At 58.3% G+C, this 20,154-nt stretch carries 17 protein-coding genes and 2 pseudogenes; 13 read left to right on the top strand and 6 right to left on the bottom strand.

The genetic code is table 11. The features are described 5' to 3' along the window. Nucleotides 1–7: 7 nt before the first annotated feature. Nucleotides 8–955, bottom strand: coding sequence for a P-type conjugative transfer ATPase TrbB (gene trbB, locus HF955_RS08500; RefSeq protein ID WP_367279784.1), 948 nt, complete (start codon nucleotides 953–955; stop codon nucleotides 8–10). 387 nt (nucleotides 956–1,342) lie between these two features. Between trbB and HF955_RS08505 the strand changes: the two genes are divergently transcribed. Continuing rightward, nucleotides 1,343–2,188, top strand: a complete 846-nt coding sequence (locus HF955_RS08505; protein ID WP_291079118.1) for a DUF2285 domain-containing protein — start codon at nucleotides 1,343–1,345, stop codon at nucleotides 2,186–2,188. A 69-nt stretch (nucleotides 2,189–2,257) separates the two neighbouring features. Here HF955_RS08505 and HF955_RS08510 read toward each other — a convergent pair. The 3 genes and pseudogenes from HF955_RS08510 to HF955_RS08520 form a co-directional block, all read right to left on the bottom strand. Next, nucleotides 2,258–3,586, bottom strand: a pseudogene (locus tag HF955_RS08510) (IS1182 family transposase); the annotation flags it as partial. Nucleotide 3,587: 1 nt separating this feature from the next. Then, nucleotides 3,588–3,908 (bottom strand): annotated as a pseudogene (locus HF955_RS08515) (transposase); the annotation flags it as partial. Nucleotides 3,909–4,228: 320 nt separating this feature from the next. Further along, a complete protein-coding gene (locus HF955_RS08520) occupies nucleotides 4,229–4,705 on the bottom strand; it encodes a MarR family winged helix-turn-helix transcriptional regulator (protein WP_291079119.1) in 477 nt (158 codons plus the stop codon). A gap of 76 nt (nucleotides 4,706–4,781) precedes the next feature. Here HF955_RS08520 and HF955_RS08525 point away from each other — a divergent pair, with 76 nt between their 5' ends. From HF955_RS08525 to HF955_RS08580, 12 genes are all read left to right on the top strand, one after another. After that, entirely contained in the window at nucleotides 4,782–5,651 is an 870-nt protein-coding gene (locus tag HF955_RS08525) for an alpha/beta hydrolase (RefSeq protein WP_291079120.1), read from the top strand. Then, nucleotides 5,648–6,070 carry a PaaI family thioesterase gene (locus HF955_RS08530; protein ID WP_291079121.1) on the top strand — a complete coding sequence of 141 codons (423 nt, stop codon included), beginning with the start codon at nucleotides 5,648–5,650 and terminating at the stop codon, nucleotides 6,068–6,070. Before HF955_RS08525 ends, HF955_RS08530 begins: the two co-directional genes overlap by 4 nt. After that, complete coding sequence (locus tag HF955_RS08535) at nucleotides 6,067–7,182, top strand: efflux RND transporter periplasmic adaptor subunit (protein WP_291079122.1); 1,116 nt, start codon at nucleotides 6,067–6,069, stop codon at nucleotides 7,180–7,182. Before HF955_RS08530 ends, HF955_RS08535 begins: the two co-directional genes overlap by 4 nt. Further along, entirely contained in the window at nucleotides 7,179–10,358 is a 3,180-nt protein-coding gene (locus tag HF955_RS08540) for an efflux RND transporter permease subunit (RefSeq protein ID WP_291079123.1), read from the top strand. The genes HF955_RS08535 and HF955_RS08540 overlap by 4 nt, the downstream gene beginning before the upstream one ends. A gap of 903 nt (nucleotides 10,359–11,261) precedes the next feature. After that, entirely contained in the window at nucleotides 11,262–11,825 is a 564-nt protein-coding gene (locus tag HF955_RS08545; RefSeq protein WP_291079124.1) for an antirestriction protein ArdA, read from the top strand. Nucleotides 11,826–11,830: 5 nt separating this feature from the next. Further along, the gene (locus tag HF955_RS08550) at nucleotides 11,831–12,304 is read left to right on the top strand and encodes a hypothetical protein (RefSeq protein WP_291079125.1); all 474 of its coding nucleotides are present in this window, start codon (nucleotides 11,831–11,833) and stop codon (nucleotides 12,302–12,304) included. Continuing rightward, complete coding sequence (locus HF955_RS08555) at nucleotides 12,301–13,224, top strand: ParB/RepB/Spo0J family partition protein (protein WP_291079126.1); 924 nt, start codon at nucleotides 12,301–12,303, stop codon at nucleotides 13,222–13,224. The genes HF955_RS08550 and HF955_RS08555 overlap by 4 nt, the downstream gene beginning before the upstream one ends. A gap of 177 nt (nucleotides 13,225–13,401) precedes the next feature. After that, nucleotides 13,402–14,325, top strand: a complete 924-nt coding sequence (locus HF955_RS08560; RefSeq protein ID WP_291079127.1) for a hypothetical protein — start codon at nucleotides 13,402–13,404, stop codon at nucleotides 14,323–14,325. A gap of 456 nt (nucleotides 14,326–14,781) precedes the next feature. Next, nucleotides 14,782–15,105 carry a DUF736 domain-containing protein gene (locus tag HF955_RS08565; protein ID WP_034798601.1) on the top strand — a complete coding sequence of 108 codons (324 nt, stop codon included), beginning with the start codon at nucleotides 14,782–14,784 and terminating at the stop codon, nucleotides 15,103–15,105. Nucleotides 15,106–15,285: 180 nt separating this feature from the next. After that, a complete protein-coding gene (locus HF955_RS08570; RefSeq protein ID WP_291079128.1) occupies nucleotides 15,286–15,528 on the top strand; it encodes a helix-turn-helix domain-containing protein in 243 nt (80 codons plus the stop codon). Further along, nucleotides 15,525–16,064 carry a S26 family signal peptidase gene (locus tag HF955_RS08575; RefSeq protein ID WP_291079129.1) on the top strand — a complete coding sequence of 180 codons (540 nt, stop codon included), beginning with the start codon at nucleotides 15,525–15,527 and terminating at the stop codon, nucleotides 16,062–16,064. Before HF955_RS08570 ends, HF955_RS08575 begins: the two co-directional genes overlap by 4 nt. Nucleotides 16,065–16,405: 341 nt before the next feature. After that, nucleotides 16,406–18,175 (top strand): DUF3363 domain-containing protein, encoded by a 1,770-nt coding sequence (locus HF955_RS08580; protein WP_291079130.1) that lies wholly within the window; start codon nucleotides 16,406–16,408, stop codon nucleotides 18,173–18,175. A 351-nt stretch (nucleotides 18,176–18,526) separates the two neighbouring features. Here HF955_RS08580 and HF955_RS08585 read toward each other — a convergent pair whose 3' ends face one another. Both HF955_RS08585 and HF955_RS08590 read right to left on the bottom strand, forming a co-directional pair. Further along, nucleotides 18,527–18,886 carry a DUF6527 family protein gene (locus HF955_RS08585; protein WP_291079131.1) on the bottom strand — a complete coding sequence of 120 codons (360 nt, stop codon included), beginning with the start codon at nucleotides 18,884–18,886 and terminating at the stop codon, nucleotides 18,527–18,529. A gap of 1 nt (nucleotide 18,887) precedes the next feature. Beyond that, nucleotides 18,888–20,126, bottom strand: a complete 1,239-nt coding sequence (locus HF955_RS08590; protein WP_367279764.1) for a ThiF family adenylyltransferase — start codon at nucleotides 20,124–20,126, stop codon at nucleotides 18,888–18,890. Between the last annotated feature and the right edge of the window lie 28 nt (nucleotides 20,127–20,154).

Consider the following 20,154-nt stretch of genomic DNA (forward strand, 5'->3'; position numbering starts at 1 on the left):
GTGCGTATCATTGTATGGCTCCTTGCTGGACAATGGAAAATCTGGGCGCGGCGAGAGGTTCAGTTGTGTAGGTCTCGCCATCGAAACCGGTGATGCGGATGGCGTCCTCGACGCGGCGGGTGCCGCTCGCACGCGACAGGTAAACGACGATGTCGATCGCTTCTGCTATCAGCGCGCGTGGAATGCTCGGGCTGGCTTCGCCGATGAGCTGTTCGAGCCTTGTGAGCGCGCCATGGGCAGAGTTTGCGTGCAGGGTGGTGAGGCCGCCCGGATGGCCGGTGTTCCAGGCCTTGAGAAGATCGAGCGCTTCTGGCCCGCGCACCTCGCCGACAATGATACGGTCCGGCCTCAATCTAAGGGTTGAGCGCACCAGGGTTCGCAGATCCGCGCCGGCCTTGTCGGTACGCAGGGCGACATGATCGGGGCCTGTGACCCGAAGTTCTCGTGTGTCTTCCAGCAGGATGATCCGGTCATCGGTAAAGCCTGGCTCAGCCAGCAGCGCGTTGGCAAAGGTGGTTTTACCGGACGATGTGCCGCCCGCGATGAGGATATTGGCGCGGGTTTCAATGGCGGCGCGAAGCGCTGCGGCGAGGGCCGCCGGGAGTGTGCCGGCGGCAACATAATCCGACAGGGTGATTGGCGTGGCGGAGGGCTTCCGGATGGCAAAACAGGGCGCGGTTGCGATCGGGGGGAGGAGCCCCTCAAACCGTTCGCCCGTCTCCGGAAGCTCCGCCGACACGATGGAGTGGTTGTAGGCATCCTTATTTCCGAGGCTTGAGGCGACGATCCGGATGACGCGTTCGCGGTCTTCCGGCGACAGCACAGTATCCGTGAGAGTGAGACCGATGCCTGCCTGTTCGAGCCAGAGGCGGCCGTCCGGATTGACGAGGACTTCCATGACATCGGGGGCTTCAAGCGCCCGTCGAATGGCAGGACTGAAGGCGGTGCGGAGCATCGCGACCTGGCGGTCGCGTGTTTCTTGGTGTGTTCCGGTCTGGGTCACTTGCCCGCTCTCCGATCTCAAACTCTAAGGCGAAGATTGCCTGCGAGTGACGCTGCCGGGGAGTTCGAGGCGGGGCCAATCCGGCCATCGCGATTCAGGGAGATTCAGAGAGCTGCAAAGCTAGGCCCGCGGCTGAGCGGCGAGTCGCGTGTCAGGCGAAATCGCTTATGGGTATTGAGGATTCTAAAGATGCTAGTAGGCAAATTTCTCTACCTTAGAGGTCGTTCTGCGAAGGTCGTCGGGCGCCAAAGTGCCGTTTTTCATTGAAATTTTTTATCGTGAGGTTTTGTGAAACTTGGCACACGCCTTGCGCGAATTCCCCAGACTGGGGAGTTGATGATGAAGACATATGCTCTGAAAAGCGATGGTGTGCTGAAGCACTATGATTATCTCTGGCGTCTGTCGGCTGATCGCTGGGCCTGGGAATATCTGCGCCGGAATGATGATTTTCTCGAAGATGCCGAGACCTGGTCGCCCGACCATGTCTCTGATCGTATCGCCTGCAACAATACGCGCATCATCAAGTCGCGCGTGCCACAGAACCTTGCTCATCGCTGGGGCCTCGCGATGATGCCGGATCCACGGGCCAATGGAATCGACGCTGACGTGATCTGGCAGCGCGACGTGTTTCCCGATCAGTTCGAAGTCCATGTCAGCCCGCGGGCACCTGATGAAGTGTGTGATATTTTCGAGCGCACAGTACCGATCTGCAAGGTGACGCTTTTCACTGATCGGCAGGGGCGGGAATTCCTCCTGCTTCGTGGCAATGGGTGTGTGGTCCAGATTCGTTGCAGCGGGCTTTCCCTACTCAGCCTCGAGCCGGTTCGGATGAAGCTCCAGCTGTCGGACGTCGATGCCTATGAACGCCAGCTCAAGGCGTACAAGGAAGCGCTCGCCATTTACGGGCCGGCGCCGGATACCCAGGAGCCGCTCTGGAGCAAACGAACGCAAATGCTGCGTGACGGGCTTGTGGCCCTGGATTGCCAGGCGCTTGGCTTCAGCCGCAAGGAAATTGCGCGGGTACTTTATGGTGCTGAGGCTGTCGAGGAGGGCTGGTCAACAGGGGCCTCCAATATGAAGGACAGCCTTCGCTATCTGATCAACAAGGCTGAAGGCCTGCGGGATGGCGGGTATTTGATGGAGCTGCTAGGCGCGCAATTGGGACCGGATCGAGTGGCGGCTTAATCCCGTGGCTGTCTAAAAACCCATTTGGTTGAGACCGCGGGCCGACACGATTTTAGTCGAGCGTCTCCATTATGCCCGGATCGCGGCGATGAGCGGCTTCACGCCGATAATTGCGATCATGCGCTTCAGATTATAGGCGAGCACAGACAGGCTCATCTCCGTTTTCACGTTTTTGAGGCCTTTTGTCAGGAGATGACACGGTCCCATCCATGATTTGAGCGTACCGAATGGGTGTTCGACCGTGCGCCTTCGGATACTCATCGCCTCAGGCATCGCGTCGAGTCGCGCCAGCATGGCATCAATGTTGTCCTCATGCTCCCAGCGCTTGATCCGCCGGAACGGCCCGGTCGTACAGCGCGGTTTCAAGGCACACATTCCATACTTCGTGGTCCAGTAGGAATGAAGCGTCTGACCCTTTTCGACACTGGTGAAGCGATAGGTTTGCGTTTCGCTGGCTGGACAGCGATAAGCATTTTCGTCCGAATTGAAGGTGAAGTCATTCTTGCCGTATCTGCCAGCTGCCCGGGACCCGGACGTGTAGGGCTTCGGGACATAAGACGTGATTCCGTCGTTTTCGCAGGCCTTCACGTGCTCGCCGCTAAAGTAGCCGCGATCGGCAAAGACGGTCATCGTCTCAGCACCCAGCGCGACCTTCGTCTTCTTTGCCAGCCTCGCCAGATGACTACGGTCGTGCACATCGTTCGTAACATCATGGGCGATGATCAGATGATGTTCGGTATCGACGGCCGTCTGGACATTGTAGCCGACGACGCCGGAGGCCTTGAGACTGGTCGACATGGCGCTGGCATCGGGATCGGTGAGCGAAACCTGGTTATCGGGTGATGCGGTGACTTCAGCCTCCAGAGCCTGAAGCTCTTTGAGCTTCGCTTTCATGGCGGAGACCTTGTCTCGCAGTTTGTCAGCCTTCTCCTCCGCGACATCACCGTTCTGGGCATCGGCGATGTCCAGCGACTGAAGATAGCGCTCGATGCTCTGCTCGACCTGTCCGATCCGGCGCTTCAGCTTGCCGCACGTATAATTCTTCTCCCGGGCATTCACTGCCTTGAACTTCGCGCCATCGATAGCTGCCACCGCCTTGGCAAACAGGCCGATCTCCCGGCAAAGGACTATGAACTGTGCACAGACAGCCTGGATCGCCGGCCCATTATCCTTCCTGAAGTCGGCAATGGTCTTGAAGTCGGGTGCCAGCCGTCCCGTCAGCCACATCAGCTCAATGTTGCGGTTCGCTTCCCGCTCAGGCCCGCGGCTCGACTGGATGCGATTGAGATAACCATACACATACAGCTTCAATAGCGTTGCCGGATGATAGGCCGGACGGCCTGTCGCCTTCGGCTGTGCCCGTGCAAAACCAAGTGCCATGAGATCCAGCTGATCAATCAATGGTCTTGAAGTCGGGTGCCAGCCGTCCCGTCAGCCACATCAGCTCAATGTTGCGGTTCGCTTCCCGCTCAGGCCCGCGGCTCGACTGGATGCGATTGAGATAACCATACACATACAGCTTCAATAGCGTTGCCGGATGATAGGCCGGACGGCCTGTCGCCTTCGGCTGTGCCCGTGCAAAACCAAGTGCCATGAGATCCAGCTGATCAATATAGACATCGATCACGCGAACCGGGTTGTCCTCGTCGAGATAGTCTTCCAGGCTTGCCGGTAATAGCATTGCCTGCGCCCGATCATGACCCTCGACGAACCGTCCAATGCCCAGCCTCCTACGTGGATGCTCGCAGTCTGAACTGATTTGGCGTTTTCACACAGCCACTCCCGAAAGCAGCCATCGGGCGATCGGGGGCCTGAAAGACAGAATATCGCCAAAGGCAGATACTTGACTACATGGTCTGGATGACCGCAATCGGCGCAATATGAGACGGACGAAAATTAAAGTCGTGTCGCCAAGACGGGTAACAAGCGGGCAGAGCAAAGTGTGTTGCGAACGTCATATACCAGCGCAATTTGATACTTAGAAACCCTTTGATCCCAATATCATCCCTCACGAACACGGCTGGACATCTCAAGTCACTCCTAAGGGGCGGTCTCTTGAGACTTCAATGCATCACGTATGGCCGAAAGTACGCTCGCGGACTCAGCCAGATCATCCGCCTCTACCGAAGCAAATGCTCGCGCTGCAACGCGCTCCGCAGATTTTGCAAAATCTTCGGCGCGCTGGCGGGCCAATCGCGTTGGAACAATGCGCCAGACCCGTCGGTCGGCTGCGTCCCTCTCGCGTGAGACATAGCCAGAGTTTTCCAGCTGGTCGATCAGCGCGCCGACGGAAGGACGGGCGATGTCGAGCGCCTCTGCAAGCGCTGTTTGCGTGGGGCTATCCAGTCTCAATACATAAACCAGCACATGCCATTGTGATCTCGTAAGGCCAATGGCCTCCATTTCCCTGTCAAATGCTATGCGCAACAGACGGGTGACTTCCCCGAGAAGAAAACTGAAGTCAATTCTGGGGTCTCCCTTGAGATCAAAGCCAAGTGACCGCGTCGAAAGCGCCATAATTTTCCCCATTTACACTCATTGTAAGGAGACTTACAAATAGGATGCTTACAAGATCCTACCCCGGAGGCGTTCTGTGAACAAGGCTGTCGGACGAATGAATGCACAGGGGCTCTCATTAGCCATGAGCTCGTTTGGTGATCCTGCAGCGCCCCCGGTAATTTTCGCGCATGGCGGCGGGCAAACCCGGCACGCCTGGAAGGCCGCTGCGAAAACGCTCGCATATGAGGGCTATTTCTCGACGGTGCTGGACCTTCGCGGACATGGCGATAGCGATTGGGCAGCTGACGGAGACTACTCACTAGAAGCCTTTGCGAGTGACTTGATTGATGTTGCAGGGCAACTGTCGGGCGCGGGCACCCGGCCACACCTCGTTGGGGCCTCTCTTGGCGGGCTTGCTGCAATCGTCGCAGCTGGCATGCTGGCACGTGACGCGTTTATGTCAGTTACTCTTGTTGACATTGCGCCGAATATGGATGCGGCCGGGGTTGCCAAAGTGGTCGGTTTTATGGGCGCTCACATCGAGGAAGGTTTCGAATCCCTGGAACAGGCCGCCGATGTCATCGCAAAATATCTTCCGCATCGCCCCCGCCCAGATGACCTTGAAGGTTTGCGGAAGAATTTGCGCCAAGGGGAGGATGGGCGCTGGCGCTGGCATTGGGACCCGGCCTTCATTACGGGCGTAATGCAGCGATCGGCAGTTACACGCACTGGCGATCTCGAACAGGCGGTAAGGGACATTTGTGTGCCGCTTCATCTCATTCGCGGGCGCATGAGTGAGCTCGTCTCAGAGGACTCCGTTACCGCCTTCCGGGCGCTCGCCCCAAATGCGCATTTTACCGATGTCGCTGGGGCACGCCACATGGTGGCGGGAGACCGCAATGATGTGTTCACGGATGCCGTTGCCGCTTTTTTGCGTCAGGTGGGCGAGGAGGCCCCGGTATGAGCGCCTCAACTCCAGGTCTCAGGGACATGCAGCTTGCGCTTGAAGCTGCCCCCTTTCATCGATGGCTTGGGCTCGAGGTAATCAGCGCAGGCGAAGAAGCGATCAGACTTGAGATGCCCTGGCGGGATGAAATTGTCTCCAACCCGCACACCCAATCTGCGCATGGCGGAATTCTCGCTGCCTTGATTGATCTCACAGGATTTTATGCCTTGTTGGCCGCTGGCAGCGTGCCGGTCGCTACCGCGGACTTGCGCGTCGACTATCATAAGCCCGCCACACCCGGTCGGCTTACCATAACGGGAAGAATCGTCCGACTGGGGTCGACACTATCAGTCGCCGAAGCATCAATTACCAACGCTGATGGCGACCTGCTTTCGAGCGGACGCGGTGCCTACCAGATGCCGAGGCATTCGCAATGATTCGCCTGACAGTATTACTTTGCCTTTTGTGCTCTCTGATCGGCGCATGCACCGAGGGCGGACGCGAAGATCAATCTGTTGCACCGCAAACCGACATCATTGCCGAGTCTGAAGCGTCCATCATACGGGTTGAGACGATATCCGCTGAAGAGACACTACTCGCCGAACCTCTCATCGCTTCAGGTACTATCGCCGCAAAGCAAACCAGCAATATTGGTGCATTGGCAGAGGGCGTCGTCGAACGTATTTTCGTCCGGGTCGGTGACCGAGTTCAAAAAGGCGACCCGCTATTCCGTACCCGGCAGATCGACTATCAGCGTAGACTTATCGAAGCTGAAGCAATGCGAGACGTCGCGCAGGCTGAGGTGGCCCGTGCGAACACCCTTGTAGATCGTTATACGCCACTGGCACCTGATGGTGTGGTCTCAGGTGTGGTCTTTGATGACGCCAAAACTGCTCTGGAAGTCGCTCGTGCCAATTTGCGGCTCAGCGAGACGGAAGTAGAAACCGCCGAGCAAGCGCTCACCGATACGATCGTGCGCGCTCCCTTCAACGGCTCTGTCACAGCACGTTACATCGATGAAGGTGTGTTCATGTCAAACAGCTTTTCCGGGATGGGCAATTCAGCGGTCGTTCAAATCCAGGAATGCGAAATTGCCGCGGGAATATTATTTGCGCCAGAGTCTGAGCTTGCGCGTCTGCGCCTCGGCTTGACGGGTCGTCTTTATGTCGATGGCCGCGGCGATGCGATTCAATCCGAGATTCTGATTTTGAACGACCGGGTGGACCCTGTCTCACGAATGGTTGAATTTCGCATGGCGTTTGCCAATCCGGACTGCCGTGTAAAGGCTGGGCAATCGGTTCGCGCCGAAGTGAATGTCGATCAACGCCCCGCCATAGTTGTGCCGCGAATAGCTGTGCGTGGCACAGGTGACGACCGCTACATCTATGTCGTCTCAGGTGGAAAAGTGCAGCGACGCGTCGTCAAAATTTCAGACCTGGACGCAGGCCGGACCGAGGTTCTTGACGGGTTGTCGATCGGTGAAAAGGTGATCCTGAGCTCATCCCAACCGCTTTATGATGGAGCCGTCGTCGAGCCAGCAGCGTCATGATGTGGCTCGTCGATCTATCGATACGGCGAGCGGTCTTTGCGGTCATGATTATCGCGTCACTCGTGGGGCTTGGTTACATGTCGATGGGGCGACTGGGCGTCGACCTCTTCCCCGATGTCGAATTTCCGTACGTGAATGTCACGGCCACACTGGACGGTGCTTCCCCAGAAACAGTCGAGTCCGAAATCACCGATATTCTGGAGGAATACATCAATACAATTGATGGCATTGAGACACTGCAATCCTTTTCCAGCGAAGGGCGGTCTCAAATTCTTATCGAGTTCGATTTGAGGTCCGATGCCCGCGAGAAGGTCCAGGATGTTCGAGACAAGGTACAGCTTGCCCGCGCGGAACTACCTCCAGACATGGACCCGCCCATTGTTGATAAGGTGGATCCGGACGCTGCACCGATAATCTCCGTGATGATCGCTGGAGACCTGCCAATTGCCGACCTCACAGCGTTTGCCGATGACGTCGCCAAGGAGCGCCTTCAGCGAATTGACGGAGTTGGCTCGGTCAGCATGGTTGGAGGGCGTGAACGGGACGTCCGGATATGGCTCGACAATGAACGCCTGCGCGCCTTTGGCGTCACGGCAGATGATGTCCGCCAAGCGATTCAGAGTGAGCATGCGGAGCTTCCGGGCGGGCGGCTGGAAAATGCTGCCGGCACAAAGGAGTTCGGCGTCAAGACAGTCGCTGAAGTCGCCAGTGCGGATGGCTTTGCCGAACTGCCGGTCGCCTATCGAGAGAATGGCGTCACCATCCGCATCTCCGATATCGCGCGTGTCGAAGATGGGTTGGAGGATGAACGCTCAGCTGCCTTGCTGAATGGCAGGCGGGGCATATCGCTCGATATTCGAAAACAGTCGGGCCGTAACACTGTGGAAGTCGCACGCAATGTGAAGGAAGCGACAGAGCGTCTTCGGAAAATTGCCCCTGCCGGTGTAACTGTCATTGCGACCCGCGATGTTTCCAAATTCATCGAGAGCTCAATTGAGGATGTTACCCACGATGTGGCGATAGCAATTGGCCTCGTGATCGCTGTGACATTCACTTTCCTCCTGAACGTCAGAGCTACGCTAACTGTTGCCGCCGCGATCCCAACATCCTTGGTGGCGACCTTTTTTGGATTCTACCTGCTGGGATTTACGATCAATGTCCTCACTCTGTTGGCATTGACTGTCGCGATCGGTCTTCTTGTCGATGACGCCATAGTCGTCGTCGAAGCGATCATGAAGGAGCTGGAGGAGGGCAAGCCCCCTCTCCAAGCAGCCCGCGAGGGGACGCGCAAGGTTGGCTTGGCAGTGTTTGCAGGTACTGCCGCGACACTCGCTGTATTTGTACCCATCGCCTTTATGGATGGGATCGTCGGGCGGTTTTTTTACCAATATGGATTGGCGATCGTCTTTTCTGTGTCGGTCTCATTGCTCGTTGCGCTTACGCTAACCCCAATGCTCGCATCGCGCTTTCTCAGGTCGGGTCGTGTTTTCTTTGTTTTTCGCCCGCTGGATGCGTTCTGGGACGGCGTTGAACGTGTTTACGCGTCAATCGTGACGCTCGCCGTGCGATTTCGATTGATCGTTATGCTTATCGCAGTCTCGTCCGTATTTGGTGGGGCATGGTATGCCGCTCAAGTTCCGTCCGGGTTCACATCCCGTGCAGACCGGAGCGAGTTTCAGGGTTCAATCGAGCTACCGCTGGGTACCGGGATTGCGGCAGCGCTGCGGACGGCACAAGAAGCCGACCAAGGGCTCCGCAAGATTGACCACATTGAGGATGTATTCCTGTCCATTGGATCTGGCTCGCAAACCGATGTCCACATTATAGAACTCTATGCTTCTCTGACACCGAAGCAGGAACGCTCGAAAGGCCAGTTCGAGATCATGGATGAAGCGCGCGAAGCTATACGCGGAGCAGCGCCCGATGCGGTCAAAGTATCAGTTCTTGAAGTGCCCTGGGTCAGCGGCACAACATCCGGCAGCTCCGATCTCGATTTGTTGCTAAAGGGAAGTGATCTGGTTTCTCTTTCGCAGTATGCTGACAGGTTGGTGCAGGAGATGCGCTCGCGTTCTGCTTTCGCCGATGTCAGGACGAGTTTTGAGAGCGGGCGGCCTGAGGCCCAGATATTGTTTGACCGAAGGCGCGCAGGTGACCAAGGCGTATCAGCGAGGTCGCTTGCCTCAACTGCCCGGATCGCGCTCGGCGGGGTTGATGTGGGCACATTTGAAGAGGACGGAAAACGCTACGACATCCGTCTACGCCTCGAAGAAGACCAGAGAGAAAGCGTAAGGGACTTCGACCGTATACAGGTGCGCGGAGCTGATGGCCGTCTCGTGGACATCGGCGCGGTTTCACAAGTGCAGTTCGCATCGGGGCCGTCACAGATTGATCGGTCTGACCGGGCGCGAAAAATATCTGTGCTTGGCAGTTCTGCGACCGGTGTGTCGCTGGGCGAGGCTACTGATGAGCTGCTTGCAGTTCTGGATGCCCATCCACCGCCCCCGGGTATCGTATACTCAATGGGCGGAATGGCTGAACGAATGCAGGAGACAGCTGGCGCAATCGGATTTGCGCTCGGTCTCGCCTTGCTGGCGCTCTACATGGTGTTGGCCAGCCAGTTTAACTCATTCGTTCAGCCGCTCGTGATCATGGTAACGGCACCGCTCAGCTTTTCCGGCGCGTTCGCCGGGCTATACTATTTCGGCTTGGAGTCTTCGCTCTTTGCGCAGATTGGCCTCATTGGTTTGATGGGGATCGTTATGAAAAACGGCATCCTACTGGTCGACCGGGCGAACCAACTGACTGAAGATGGGATGTCGCCCCGTACCGCGATCCTCCAGGCCTGCCCGGAACGCTTGCGCCCGGTTCTGATGACAGCATTTTCAGCAATATTTGGAATGATGCCGGTAGCATTTGCGACATCAGACGGTGCGGAGTGGCGCAACGCTCTAGGCGCGCTGCTCATCGGAGGTTTGACGTCATCAACTCTCCTTACATTGATCGTTGTTCCGGCCTTCTTCATGATGCTCAGCGATGTCGACAGTATCTTGGCACGGCTCAGGAGCCGGCCTTTATGGCCATTCAATCGGCTCAACCGTAAGGACGGTGAAGATTCACAAATGACAGCGTTTTCAACGGGCGACGAAGAGCACGTGCCAACCACTAGCCACACATAGTACGGTAAGTGACCATTTTGGTGCTCGAAGTCGACTGCGGGACTCCAATGCAGCCAATACTCTTCTACCAAAATTTTGTACTGATGTTTCTGGGCCAGGTGACGTTCGATAATTGGGGTTAACCCGTCATTCGCCTCCTAAGAATTGCATGTCCATATGGGGCCAATGGCGGCCATGAGGCGCTTGGGTGCAAATGTCTCTTTTTGCACACTTTGCGGACATCAGGATGACTGGGTCGATAAGTTGGACAAGCCTGAATTCCCTGAAGGTGGTTGGTGGGCATTTGCTGGCAGGCTGGCAGGCTGGCAGGCATCCTGAGTTTCCTCGCGATAATGGTGATGGGCTTTCTGGCTATGACGGGTCTCTGGAGATTGTTCTAGTCGATACCCGGCATCAGGCCTTGATCCGGCGATCACCGCTCGCGTAGCGAGCGGGCTGTTTCGCTGGCGGCCCGCCGCCAGCGGCCCGGCTCGTCTCCGGACCACTGGTCTGCCCTTGCCGGGCAGCCCAGCGGCATGCGGGTGTCTCGCCGGTGATCGCGCCAGCCTGCGCTTCCCACTGCAGGGCAGAGGGGTCACAGGCTGCCTGGCCTCTGAAAGCGGACCTATGACGTTTTCGATGAGCGTCTGACGGTCAAAGCTGCAGCGCATTGCGGCCTGGCCCGCGTTCGTCTTCCCGGCGTCCAGGACAGTCCCCCAATCAGACGGAGGTGGGCGGACGACCGGTCTGCCCGGACCCGCCGCTTGCGCAAGGCGACGGGACTGAGGGCGTCTTGAAGCGGTCTCAGCGTCCTACCTTTCCGCCTTGCCCAATCGGCTAACGGGTCCGGCCTGCCGGCCTTCTCGCCGCCCACCCCCGCCTGATGCGGGAGGGACATTTGGGCGGGGAGACGAGACTGACGCCATGACCACACCGCAACCTTCAGCCCCCCTTGCGGCAGACGCTGCACCCACATCTCCAGACCGGCCCCGTATCTATGTGGCCTGCCTTGCCGCCTACAATGATGGCTGCCTGCACGGGCGCTGGATCGACGCGACGACGCCTGATGAGGTGATGGCCGAGGTTCGCGCTATGTTGGCGGCGTCGCCGCTGCCGGACGCCGAAGAGCGGGCAATCCATGACTATGAAGGCTTCGAAGGCGCGCAGCTTTCCGAATATGCGAGCTTCGAGACAGTCTGTGATTTGGCTGATTTCATTGCAGAGCGTGGTCGGCTCGGTGCGCTGGTCCATCGCCATTTCGGCGATGACCTTGAGCAGGCCGAAGCGGCCTTCGACGACTATGCGGGCACCTATTCGAGCCGGGCAGACTTCGCTGAGGAATTGCACCGCGACACCGGGACCGAAATCCCCGCAGCCCTCGAATACTATATCGACTGGTCAGCGCTCGCCCGCGACATGGAGCTGAACGGCGACATTATGGTGTTCGAGACAGGGTTCGAAGACGTTCACGTCTTCTGGACGCGTTGAACGCCATGACCTTCTCCCAGCACTTCAACACCTACGCCTGCGAAGGCGATACGATCAGCTGCGAAGCCGAGGGCTTCACGGTCACGGCCCGGATTGTTGCCGATGACAGCCCCGATGCGCCCGACCAGCGGCAGGACGGATTCTGGCCCTCGCTCTACAAGGACGCGCCGGGATTTATCGGACCCGGCAATGGTTTCCGCCAGCGCTTCGCTGAGGCGCAGGCCAAGGCCGAAGCCGTCATGGAGGCATGGCGCAAGGGCGACTGGTTCTATTGCGGGATTGTCCTCTCTGTGGAGCGGGACGGGATAGACCTCGACTGCCACGCCGCGAGCCTCTGGGGCGTCGAATGCAATTATCCCGGTGCCGACAATAGCTACCTCACCACTCTTGCGAACGAGCTGTTATCCGAGGCGCTGGACGCAGGCCGCGCCGCTGCGGCCCGGCTTGCTGCGACCGTGACGGGCTGGGCTTCGACATGAGCGTTGCCCGCACCGTCACTGAATTGCTTGGCCCAAGGCCGCGCATGACGCTCGTCATTGCCGAGGCCCAGGTCGCCGAAATCTGGGTCGAGGGCCGCGCGCCGCTGATCACGATCCGCGACTATGACTGGGGCGAAACCGACCCTGAGCCGAGCCGAGACGGCGACGGCTTTCCCTTCACCAAGATCAATTGGAGAGGCCCCGCATGGGCGCTGGGTCTCTCGCTTTACCCGCCAGAAAAGGAGACCTCCATGGCACAGCCCGACCTCAAACACATCCCGCTCGACGAGCTTCGGATTTCAAAACTCAATATGCGGCATGGACGCAAAAAGCCGGACGTGTCGGACATATTGCCGTCGATCCGCGAGAGCGGCCTCCGCCAGACTTTGCTGGTTCGCCCCGAGGGCAAGTATTATGGCGTCATCGCCGGGCGCCGCCGCTTCTTCGCGCTGAAAGAGATTGCGAAAGAGGCAGGCGAGACGCCGCTGGTGCCATGCGCGATCATGGCCGAGAAGGATGCGGCGTCTGCGATTGCCGCGTCCGTCATCGAGAATGTCGGACGCCTGCCCGCAACAGAGATGGAGCAGTACGAGGCGTTCAAACGCCTGCATGATGAAGGCAAGGTGGTCGAAGACATTGCGACCTTCTTCGGGGTGACTGAGCTTCTGGTCCGGCGCGTCCTCGCGCTTGCTTCGCTGGCAGAGCCGATCCGCAGGCTCTACGCCGCCGACGGACTGGACCGCGAGACGATCCGCGCGCTGACGCTCGCCACGCCCGACCAGCAGGCCGAATGGCTTCGCCTCTTCGAGAGCGAGACCGAACGCGCCCCCATGGGACGGTCCTGTAAAGCTTGGATCACGGGCGGGACGACGATCACGACCGACAAGGCGCTGTTTGATCTCAACACCTATGACGGTTAAATCACTGCTGACCTCTTCGGGGAGCATGGCGTATTCGCCGATGCGGACCAGTTCTGGGACGCGCAATCGGCGGCAATTGCCGAGCGGATCGAGGCTTACAAGGCAGAAGACTGGGCCGATGTCATCTGCCTTGAACGCGGGGCGTACTTTCATCGCTGGGACCATGTCCAGTGCGCCATGGAAGATGGCGGGAAGGTCTTCATCGAAGTCCGACAGGACGGCACGGTCCAGTTCCATGAAGGACAGCTGACCTCCGCCGAGGCCCGTAAGCAGCAACAAGGTTTGAAGGGTGATAGCGACGCCGTTCCGGCAGCAATCCGGCCAGAAATGTCCGGCCCTCTGGCGGAGTATGTCCTGCTGCACCGACATGCCGCCGCACAGGCGAGCCTTGCCGCTTCGCCCGCGATTGCCCTCCGCTTGATGGTGGCGCATGCCATGGCGGGGAGCGCGCTCTGGGACGTGCGTCCTCACGAGCTTCGCGCCCGCAAGGATGAGACGCAGGCGAGTGTGGAAGGTGGGGCATCTGTGGCGGCGGTCGCTCAAGCGACGGCGCAGACCGACGCTCTGTTCAAGGCGCTCAACGTCAGTCCAGCGCTTCGCCGGAACGGCGATGACTACCGCTTGTGCGAGCTTTTCTCCGCGCTGCTCGCCATGTCCGATGAGGAAGTTTTGGCGGTGGTGGCGAGTGTCATGGCCCGGACGCTCGATGCCGGGAACGGCATTGTTGAGGCAGTGCTGCATGTCTGCGGCACCGATCTTTCGGCGGCTTGGAAACCAGACGAGGCCTTCTTCGATCTCACCAAGGACAAGCGCGCCATCAATGCGATGATTGGCGATATTGCGACCCTGTCGCTCGCAGAATCGTGCCGCGCCGAGACGGGTAAGGCGCAGAAGCAGGTGCTTGCGAACCGGATCAGCGGGGAGGGTTGCGAGGCCAATCCTGACTGGCGACCGGGCTGGATGCAGGTGCCGCCGACACGCCTTGTCGAGGGGGCCGGGTCACCGCCTGCCGATGCATGGACACGGATCGCGGGACTGTTCGAAGCGGAGGCAGAAGCCACGCCCGATGAGACACCTGAGACGCGACAGGACGCTGCCTGAATGATCGTCTCCTGTTCAGCCAGCTTAAGGAGCCGTCCGGTGCCTGTCACCGGGCGGCTTTCCGCTTTCTGGGGCTGGGGATTGTGGCTCCGATACCTGGGCGACCCATGAAAATGCCTTCAAAAAAATCGCGCGTCTTGAGTGCTCGATTGACAATCGAGACGCGTGTGATGAGGGGACTGATCTCTTCCCGAAAAGCGTGTCACTGACCCCTTGTTTCCGTCTTTGCCTTGAAGACCTGGACGCTGACTAAGCGGCCATGAAACCGACTGAGGCGAAGAAATTTCCCCGCCGCTGCGCGGCTCCTCGCGCAGCAAATTTCATCGCCTCAGTCGGTGCTCCGCATGCGCTTCGCCCCATACGGGTTCTGGCCGCTCAGTCCCCGTCCGGGCGGTCCGGCGTCGACGGGGACAAGGGGTCCCCGGAGACACGCCAAGGAAAGAAAAGGAGACCCCCATGGCAAACGCACTCGGATATGTCAGCGAAACCAAGTCCGGCTTCGAAGGCACCCTCGCAATGATGAACCTCTCAGCTGCAATCCGCATCGAGAAGAATGCGGAAAAGACTGAAGACGGCCATCCGGACTACCGCATCTATGCCGGTGAGACCTCGACCGAAATCGGCGGCGGCTGGATGCGCAAGTCGAAGGCATCGGGACGCGATTATGTTTCGCTGACGCTGGCAGACCCGCAGATCGGTCCCCGGCGGATCTTCGCCAACCTCGCCCCGGTCAAGGGCAAGAAAGGCCGCCACGTCATCCTCTGGAACGCCCGCGACTAGGGCAGGCAATTCAGGCCTTAAACTGGCCGCACCGGGTCTCGCCCCGGTGCGGCTTTTGTCGTCTTCTTGGTTTGGTTAGCATGCGTCTGGAAAAGAAGGATTGAGCTTTTTTCGTCTGTTTTCAGAAGAGTGTCCCGGCAATCTCATCTCGTCTGCAAGGAAAAGAAAAGGAGACAGACGATGACGATAGCGAATGACACTGCCGCTGAGCGCAAGGAATGGCCGGACCTGATGACAGTCGAGGAGGCGGCCGCTTTCCTCCGGCTGAAGCGCTCGACGCTTGATCATTATCGTTGCCAGGGAAGAGGGCCAGTCTACCGTAAACATGGCGCTCGGGTCTTTTATCCGAAGACCAATCTCATCGCCTGGTCAGAGCGTAATGCCTATGCTTCGACCTCTGAAAGACTGCGGTCGACGCGGTGAGGAAAGCACCTTTCGCGTTCACCATTGGCCTGTCGGTCCTCTGTCTTGGAAGTCTCGGATTTTCACTGAAACCGAACCTTATCTGGAACCGGACCGACAGCGCGCCGCGAGGCCTTTATTGGGTGAAGGATGCTGACATTTCTGTCGGAGACTGGGTCGTGGTTTCACCGGAAAGCGAACCCGTTCTTTGGATCGCGGATCATGGTTTTATCGGGCCGGACTGGCCCGTGATCAAGCGCGTGGCAGCGTTAAAAGATGCTAAAATCTGCCGCGAGCAAGAGACAGTTTCAATCGATGGAATGCCCGTCGCAATCGCCAAAAGCATGACGGCGGCTGGCCTCGATCTACCCGTTTGGCAGGGCTGCCGGGCGCTTGGAGACGAAGAAGTTTTCCTGCTTGGCGATCATGAGAACAGCCTGGACGGGCGGTATTTCGGGCAGGTGCACAGGCAGGACCTGGATGGCCGGGCTCATCTGGTCTGGCGCAGTCAGGGCAAAGACAAGGGCCAGCGCATCGATGCGGATGCAACGAAGTAAGATGTGGAACAGCGTATGGCGGTTAGGGCAAGATTAAAGGTGTGGCACCAGCCTGCAGCTAGCGCCCTGTCTGCACATCTTTTTTGTGGTGCCATTTGCACGCAGTTGTGGTGCACACCTAATGAGGAATGCCCAGTTGGTACGGGCAATTGCCTGGTGCATTCAGCATGAGCGGCGAAGATGGCTTCAGGCCGCGGCTTGGCCGGCTTGGCGATCAGGGCAGGTCTGGCGGGAAAAGGTTCCGCCAGCGCTTGTTGAAGGCTGGCGCGAAGCTCAATCGCACGGCTCGCAAACCCGCCTTCACAGGAGCGCGGATTGGACGTGGGACAGCCGCCGGTCGAATGGCCTCCTGGCATAGTCAGAGCCTCGCCCGGATGCGTATGCGTCGCGTGGTCGTGAAGGTGCACATTGCGCGGGCTGGAAAGGTTGGCGGCAAGGGGCTGTTCAGGGCGCACCTCAAATACCTCCAGCGGGACGGCGTGGACCGCGATGGAAAGGGCGGCGAGCTCTATTCAAAAGACCGCGAGAATGTGGGTGACCGGGACTTCGTCGAGCGTAGCGAAAAGGATCGTCACCAATTCCGGATTATTGTGGCACCGGAAGACGGGGATGCGTTGGGCGACCTGAAAGAGAACACTCGTGCCCTGATGGCGCAGATGGAAAAGGATCTCGGCACGCGGCTCGACTGGGTCGCGGTCGATCACCACAATACCGGTCATCCGCATACGCATGTCGTCATCCGGGGAAAGGACCAGAACGGCAAGGATCTCGTCATTGCGCGGGAATATCTGACCAAGGGGCTGAGGCGGCAGGCAGAAGACCTTGCCACGCTGACGCTTGGACCGAGGCGGGATGTCGAAATCCTCCAGTTGCAGAAGCGGGAGGTGGGGCAGGACCGTTATACGTTGATTGATAAAGGGCTCGAGGCGGATGCGGTCGAGGGTCTGATCGAGATCGGGTCGGCAGGGACGTCTGGCGATCGGTTCAAGCGTTCGCTGAGGCTGTCGAGATTGAAGCATCTGGAAGCGTTGCGCCTGGCTGAAAAGCTGGACGCATCGACTTGGAAGCTTTCGCCCAGACTGGGTGAGACGCTTCAGGCCATGGGGCGCAAGGGCGATATCATCCGGACGCTGTCTGCCGAGCATATGCAGGGCAGAGTGCCTGACGTGCATTTCTTCTCGGGCAGGCCTTCCAACGCCCAGCCTGTTCTGGGGGAGGTTCTGTCGAGCGGTCCGGAGGATGAATTGCGGGACCGGCGGTTCCTTCTGGTGCGAAGCTTTGAAGGCGAAGTCTGGCATGTCGATGCAAGCGGGATCGAGCCGGGGTCGATGCCGCCGGACGGAGCAGTAGTGGAGGTCACTCGGGCGAAGGTGAAACCGCTGGCGGCGGACAGGACGATCTTCGAGGTCGCTGAGCGGTCGGGTGGGGTGTATTCCGACGCGCTTCACAAGCTAGAAGATCCGGGGTCATCGGAGGCTTACAGGCTGGCGCATAAACGGCGCCTTGAGGCGCTGCGGCGGGGTGGGATTGTTGAACGGGTTCATGATGGGAGTTGGCAGGTGCCGGCGAATTATCTTGAGCGGGCGGCCGAGTTTGAGGCAGCAAAGGGACGGGGAGTACGCGTTGGCGTGAAGTCGTGGCTTGGATTGGAGGCAGCAGTTGAGCGGGAGGCTGATAGCTGGCTGGATAGCGAAGAGGCGGAAGAACCGAAAGTCGCAGAAAGTCGGCGACTGCGGGAGCTCCATACAAAGCGGCGGGAGTTTCTGATGCGTGCCGGCTGGTTAGGCGACGACAACGAACGCCTGTCTGAGGTATCGAAGAAGGCGCTCCAGTCAGCCGAGATGAGGGAAGCTGCGGCTAGTATTGGGAAAAAGTTGGGAGCTCAGTTTTGGAAGCTCGATGCGGCGAGCTCGTTACATGGCCAATTGATTGGTACCACCGACCTAGCGGCGGGGCGGTTTGCAATTGTGCAGAATGGAAAGCAGTTTGCGCTTGTACCGTGGAGAAATGAGATGGGGCGATATATGCAGCGTGACCTGGTCGTTCGGCGAGCCGCTGACGGCCTATCTTGGCGGCTGGCTTCAGGCAGAGCCAGAGGGCTGGAGATTTGAATTACTATGGCTGCTTTGGGTGTAAAAGTGGACATCAGAACTTGCGATAAACTGGTGGAAAAAATCGCCGCTTGCTATGAAGATTTCTTTATTCCGAAAATGCAGTAACGTGGAGTTGTTGGAAACTTCGAATGCCCCAACGATGTATATATGGTTCACAGGAGGCTCATCACGTTACACTTGAGCTTTCGAGACGGACGTCCAGATTTAGTTTTCGAGCATCGCACATGGCACCTCACGGGTCGGATACTGGCACCGAACGCGATCAAACATTTGCTATGCGTCGACTGGTGCGACGACGTTATGTCCGCGGCTAACAAAACCAAAATCAAGGATGATCGCTAAATATCCCTAACCGCGCCTACGCGGCTTCCCATCTTTGCACCATTCGATTTTTCCCTTCTTTACCCAAAAGTGACACCCGCAACTGTTGGTCTGATGAACAGAAGGCGTGATTGTCGGTCGGCGCACTTTGTCTAGGGTGACTTTCCAGCGGGGACGTCGATTAGGGTTCAGCGAAAGTGCTATTCGCTCCCCGCACCCTCCTGGGCAGGTCATACATGCCCATTTCTGGATCTCTTGATCCCCAACGATGACCAGTTCTCGCTTCGCTTCTGGCTGACCCTTGGGAAACCGGTCTTTCCAGCTTGCGATGAAGTCAGCCTTTATGAAGCCAAGTGAAGCAAATATGCGTAGCAGTCGTGACAACATTTTATCTCACCATTCCTAGGAAGGGTATTTGGTCAGCCAGCCCTCGGTTCTCGCCGGTTCCGCAGAGCGGACAATGCATTGGAGTAGCCCCTTCAATGACCCTGTCGTCATTTTGGTGAAAACGCCTGATCCGCCTGGCAACCATGCCCTGACCGCCCTGATAACCCGTCAGCGCATCGATGAGTGAATTCACCGCGACACAAGCCATTTCGGTGGTGAACGTGACAACCGCTGGGGCAGGATCACCGCCGCCTTTGATGTAAGCCTCGTCTTTGAGCCGTGCGTAGGCTTCTGGGTCTCGCTGCCTCAGAGCGTCTTCGCCCGCGATTTTTGGGTCGACCACACCCTGACACAAGAGGCACTGATGTCCGGTAACAAGTGTCGATACGCGTCCAGTGACATCGACACGCTCGCCGCCCCTGTTACGCATGCGCAGTCCCACATCGATCAGGGGAATGCCATAGTAGGTGGCCAGTCGGTTCAGGAACAGACGACCACTATGATCATCCGTGCACCCGAATATGACATCACAGCTCTTCAATGCATCTCGCGTTTCCGGCTCTCCGCACCAGGCTTCCAAACCGATAAACTCAACACCCAGCCCTGCACGGATTGTTTCACGTTCTGCCAGTTTGACTTTCTGGGTACCAACATCACTCCGCCCGGTGCCATGGACGCGGTTAAGGTTCGTCGCCTCGAGCCGATCACGATCAACCATTAGAAGGTGCCCGACACCTAGTCGGGTCAAAAGACAATTGACGGCGCTGCCTGTCGCACCTGCGCCAACGATGCCAATTCTCAGCCCACTGAGGATGCGATTGAAATCGTCGCCGAAGAGCCTCGCCTGGCGATCAAGGGCGTCTTGGGTAACAGCAGAAGCACCAGGAGTCTGTCTGAACCGCAATCGAGCGCCAATCTCTGAAACCTCGTCTATCAGCTCGAAGCGGCTCTGATCGAACCAGAACCTGGCCGCGATCTGACCGTCCCCGCCTACAACTAGGCTGATAAGGCCAGGAAGTCCTTTCAAGGTAACTGTTCGGGCAAGCTTTGCCTCGTTCTCGTCGTCTTGGTCGGAGAACGCCGCTACGCCCCCAGGGTGGGTGTGGACAATCGCCGGAACCGTCCCGGAATTTCTCGCGTCCGTAAGAAGTCTAATAAATCCTTCGGTTTTCCAGGAGACATGGCGAGCGGAAGCACTGATCAATTCCTCAGTCGGTATTGGTCTGAACAGATGCGACACGAAGCGCCGCCTCGGTTCTAGTGTCCAC

The organism is Hyphomonas sp. (assembly GCF_017792385.1).
Taxonomy (GTDB): domain Bacteria; phylum Pseudomonadota; class Alphaproteobacteria; order Caulobacterales; family Hyphomonadaceae; genus Hyphomonas.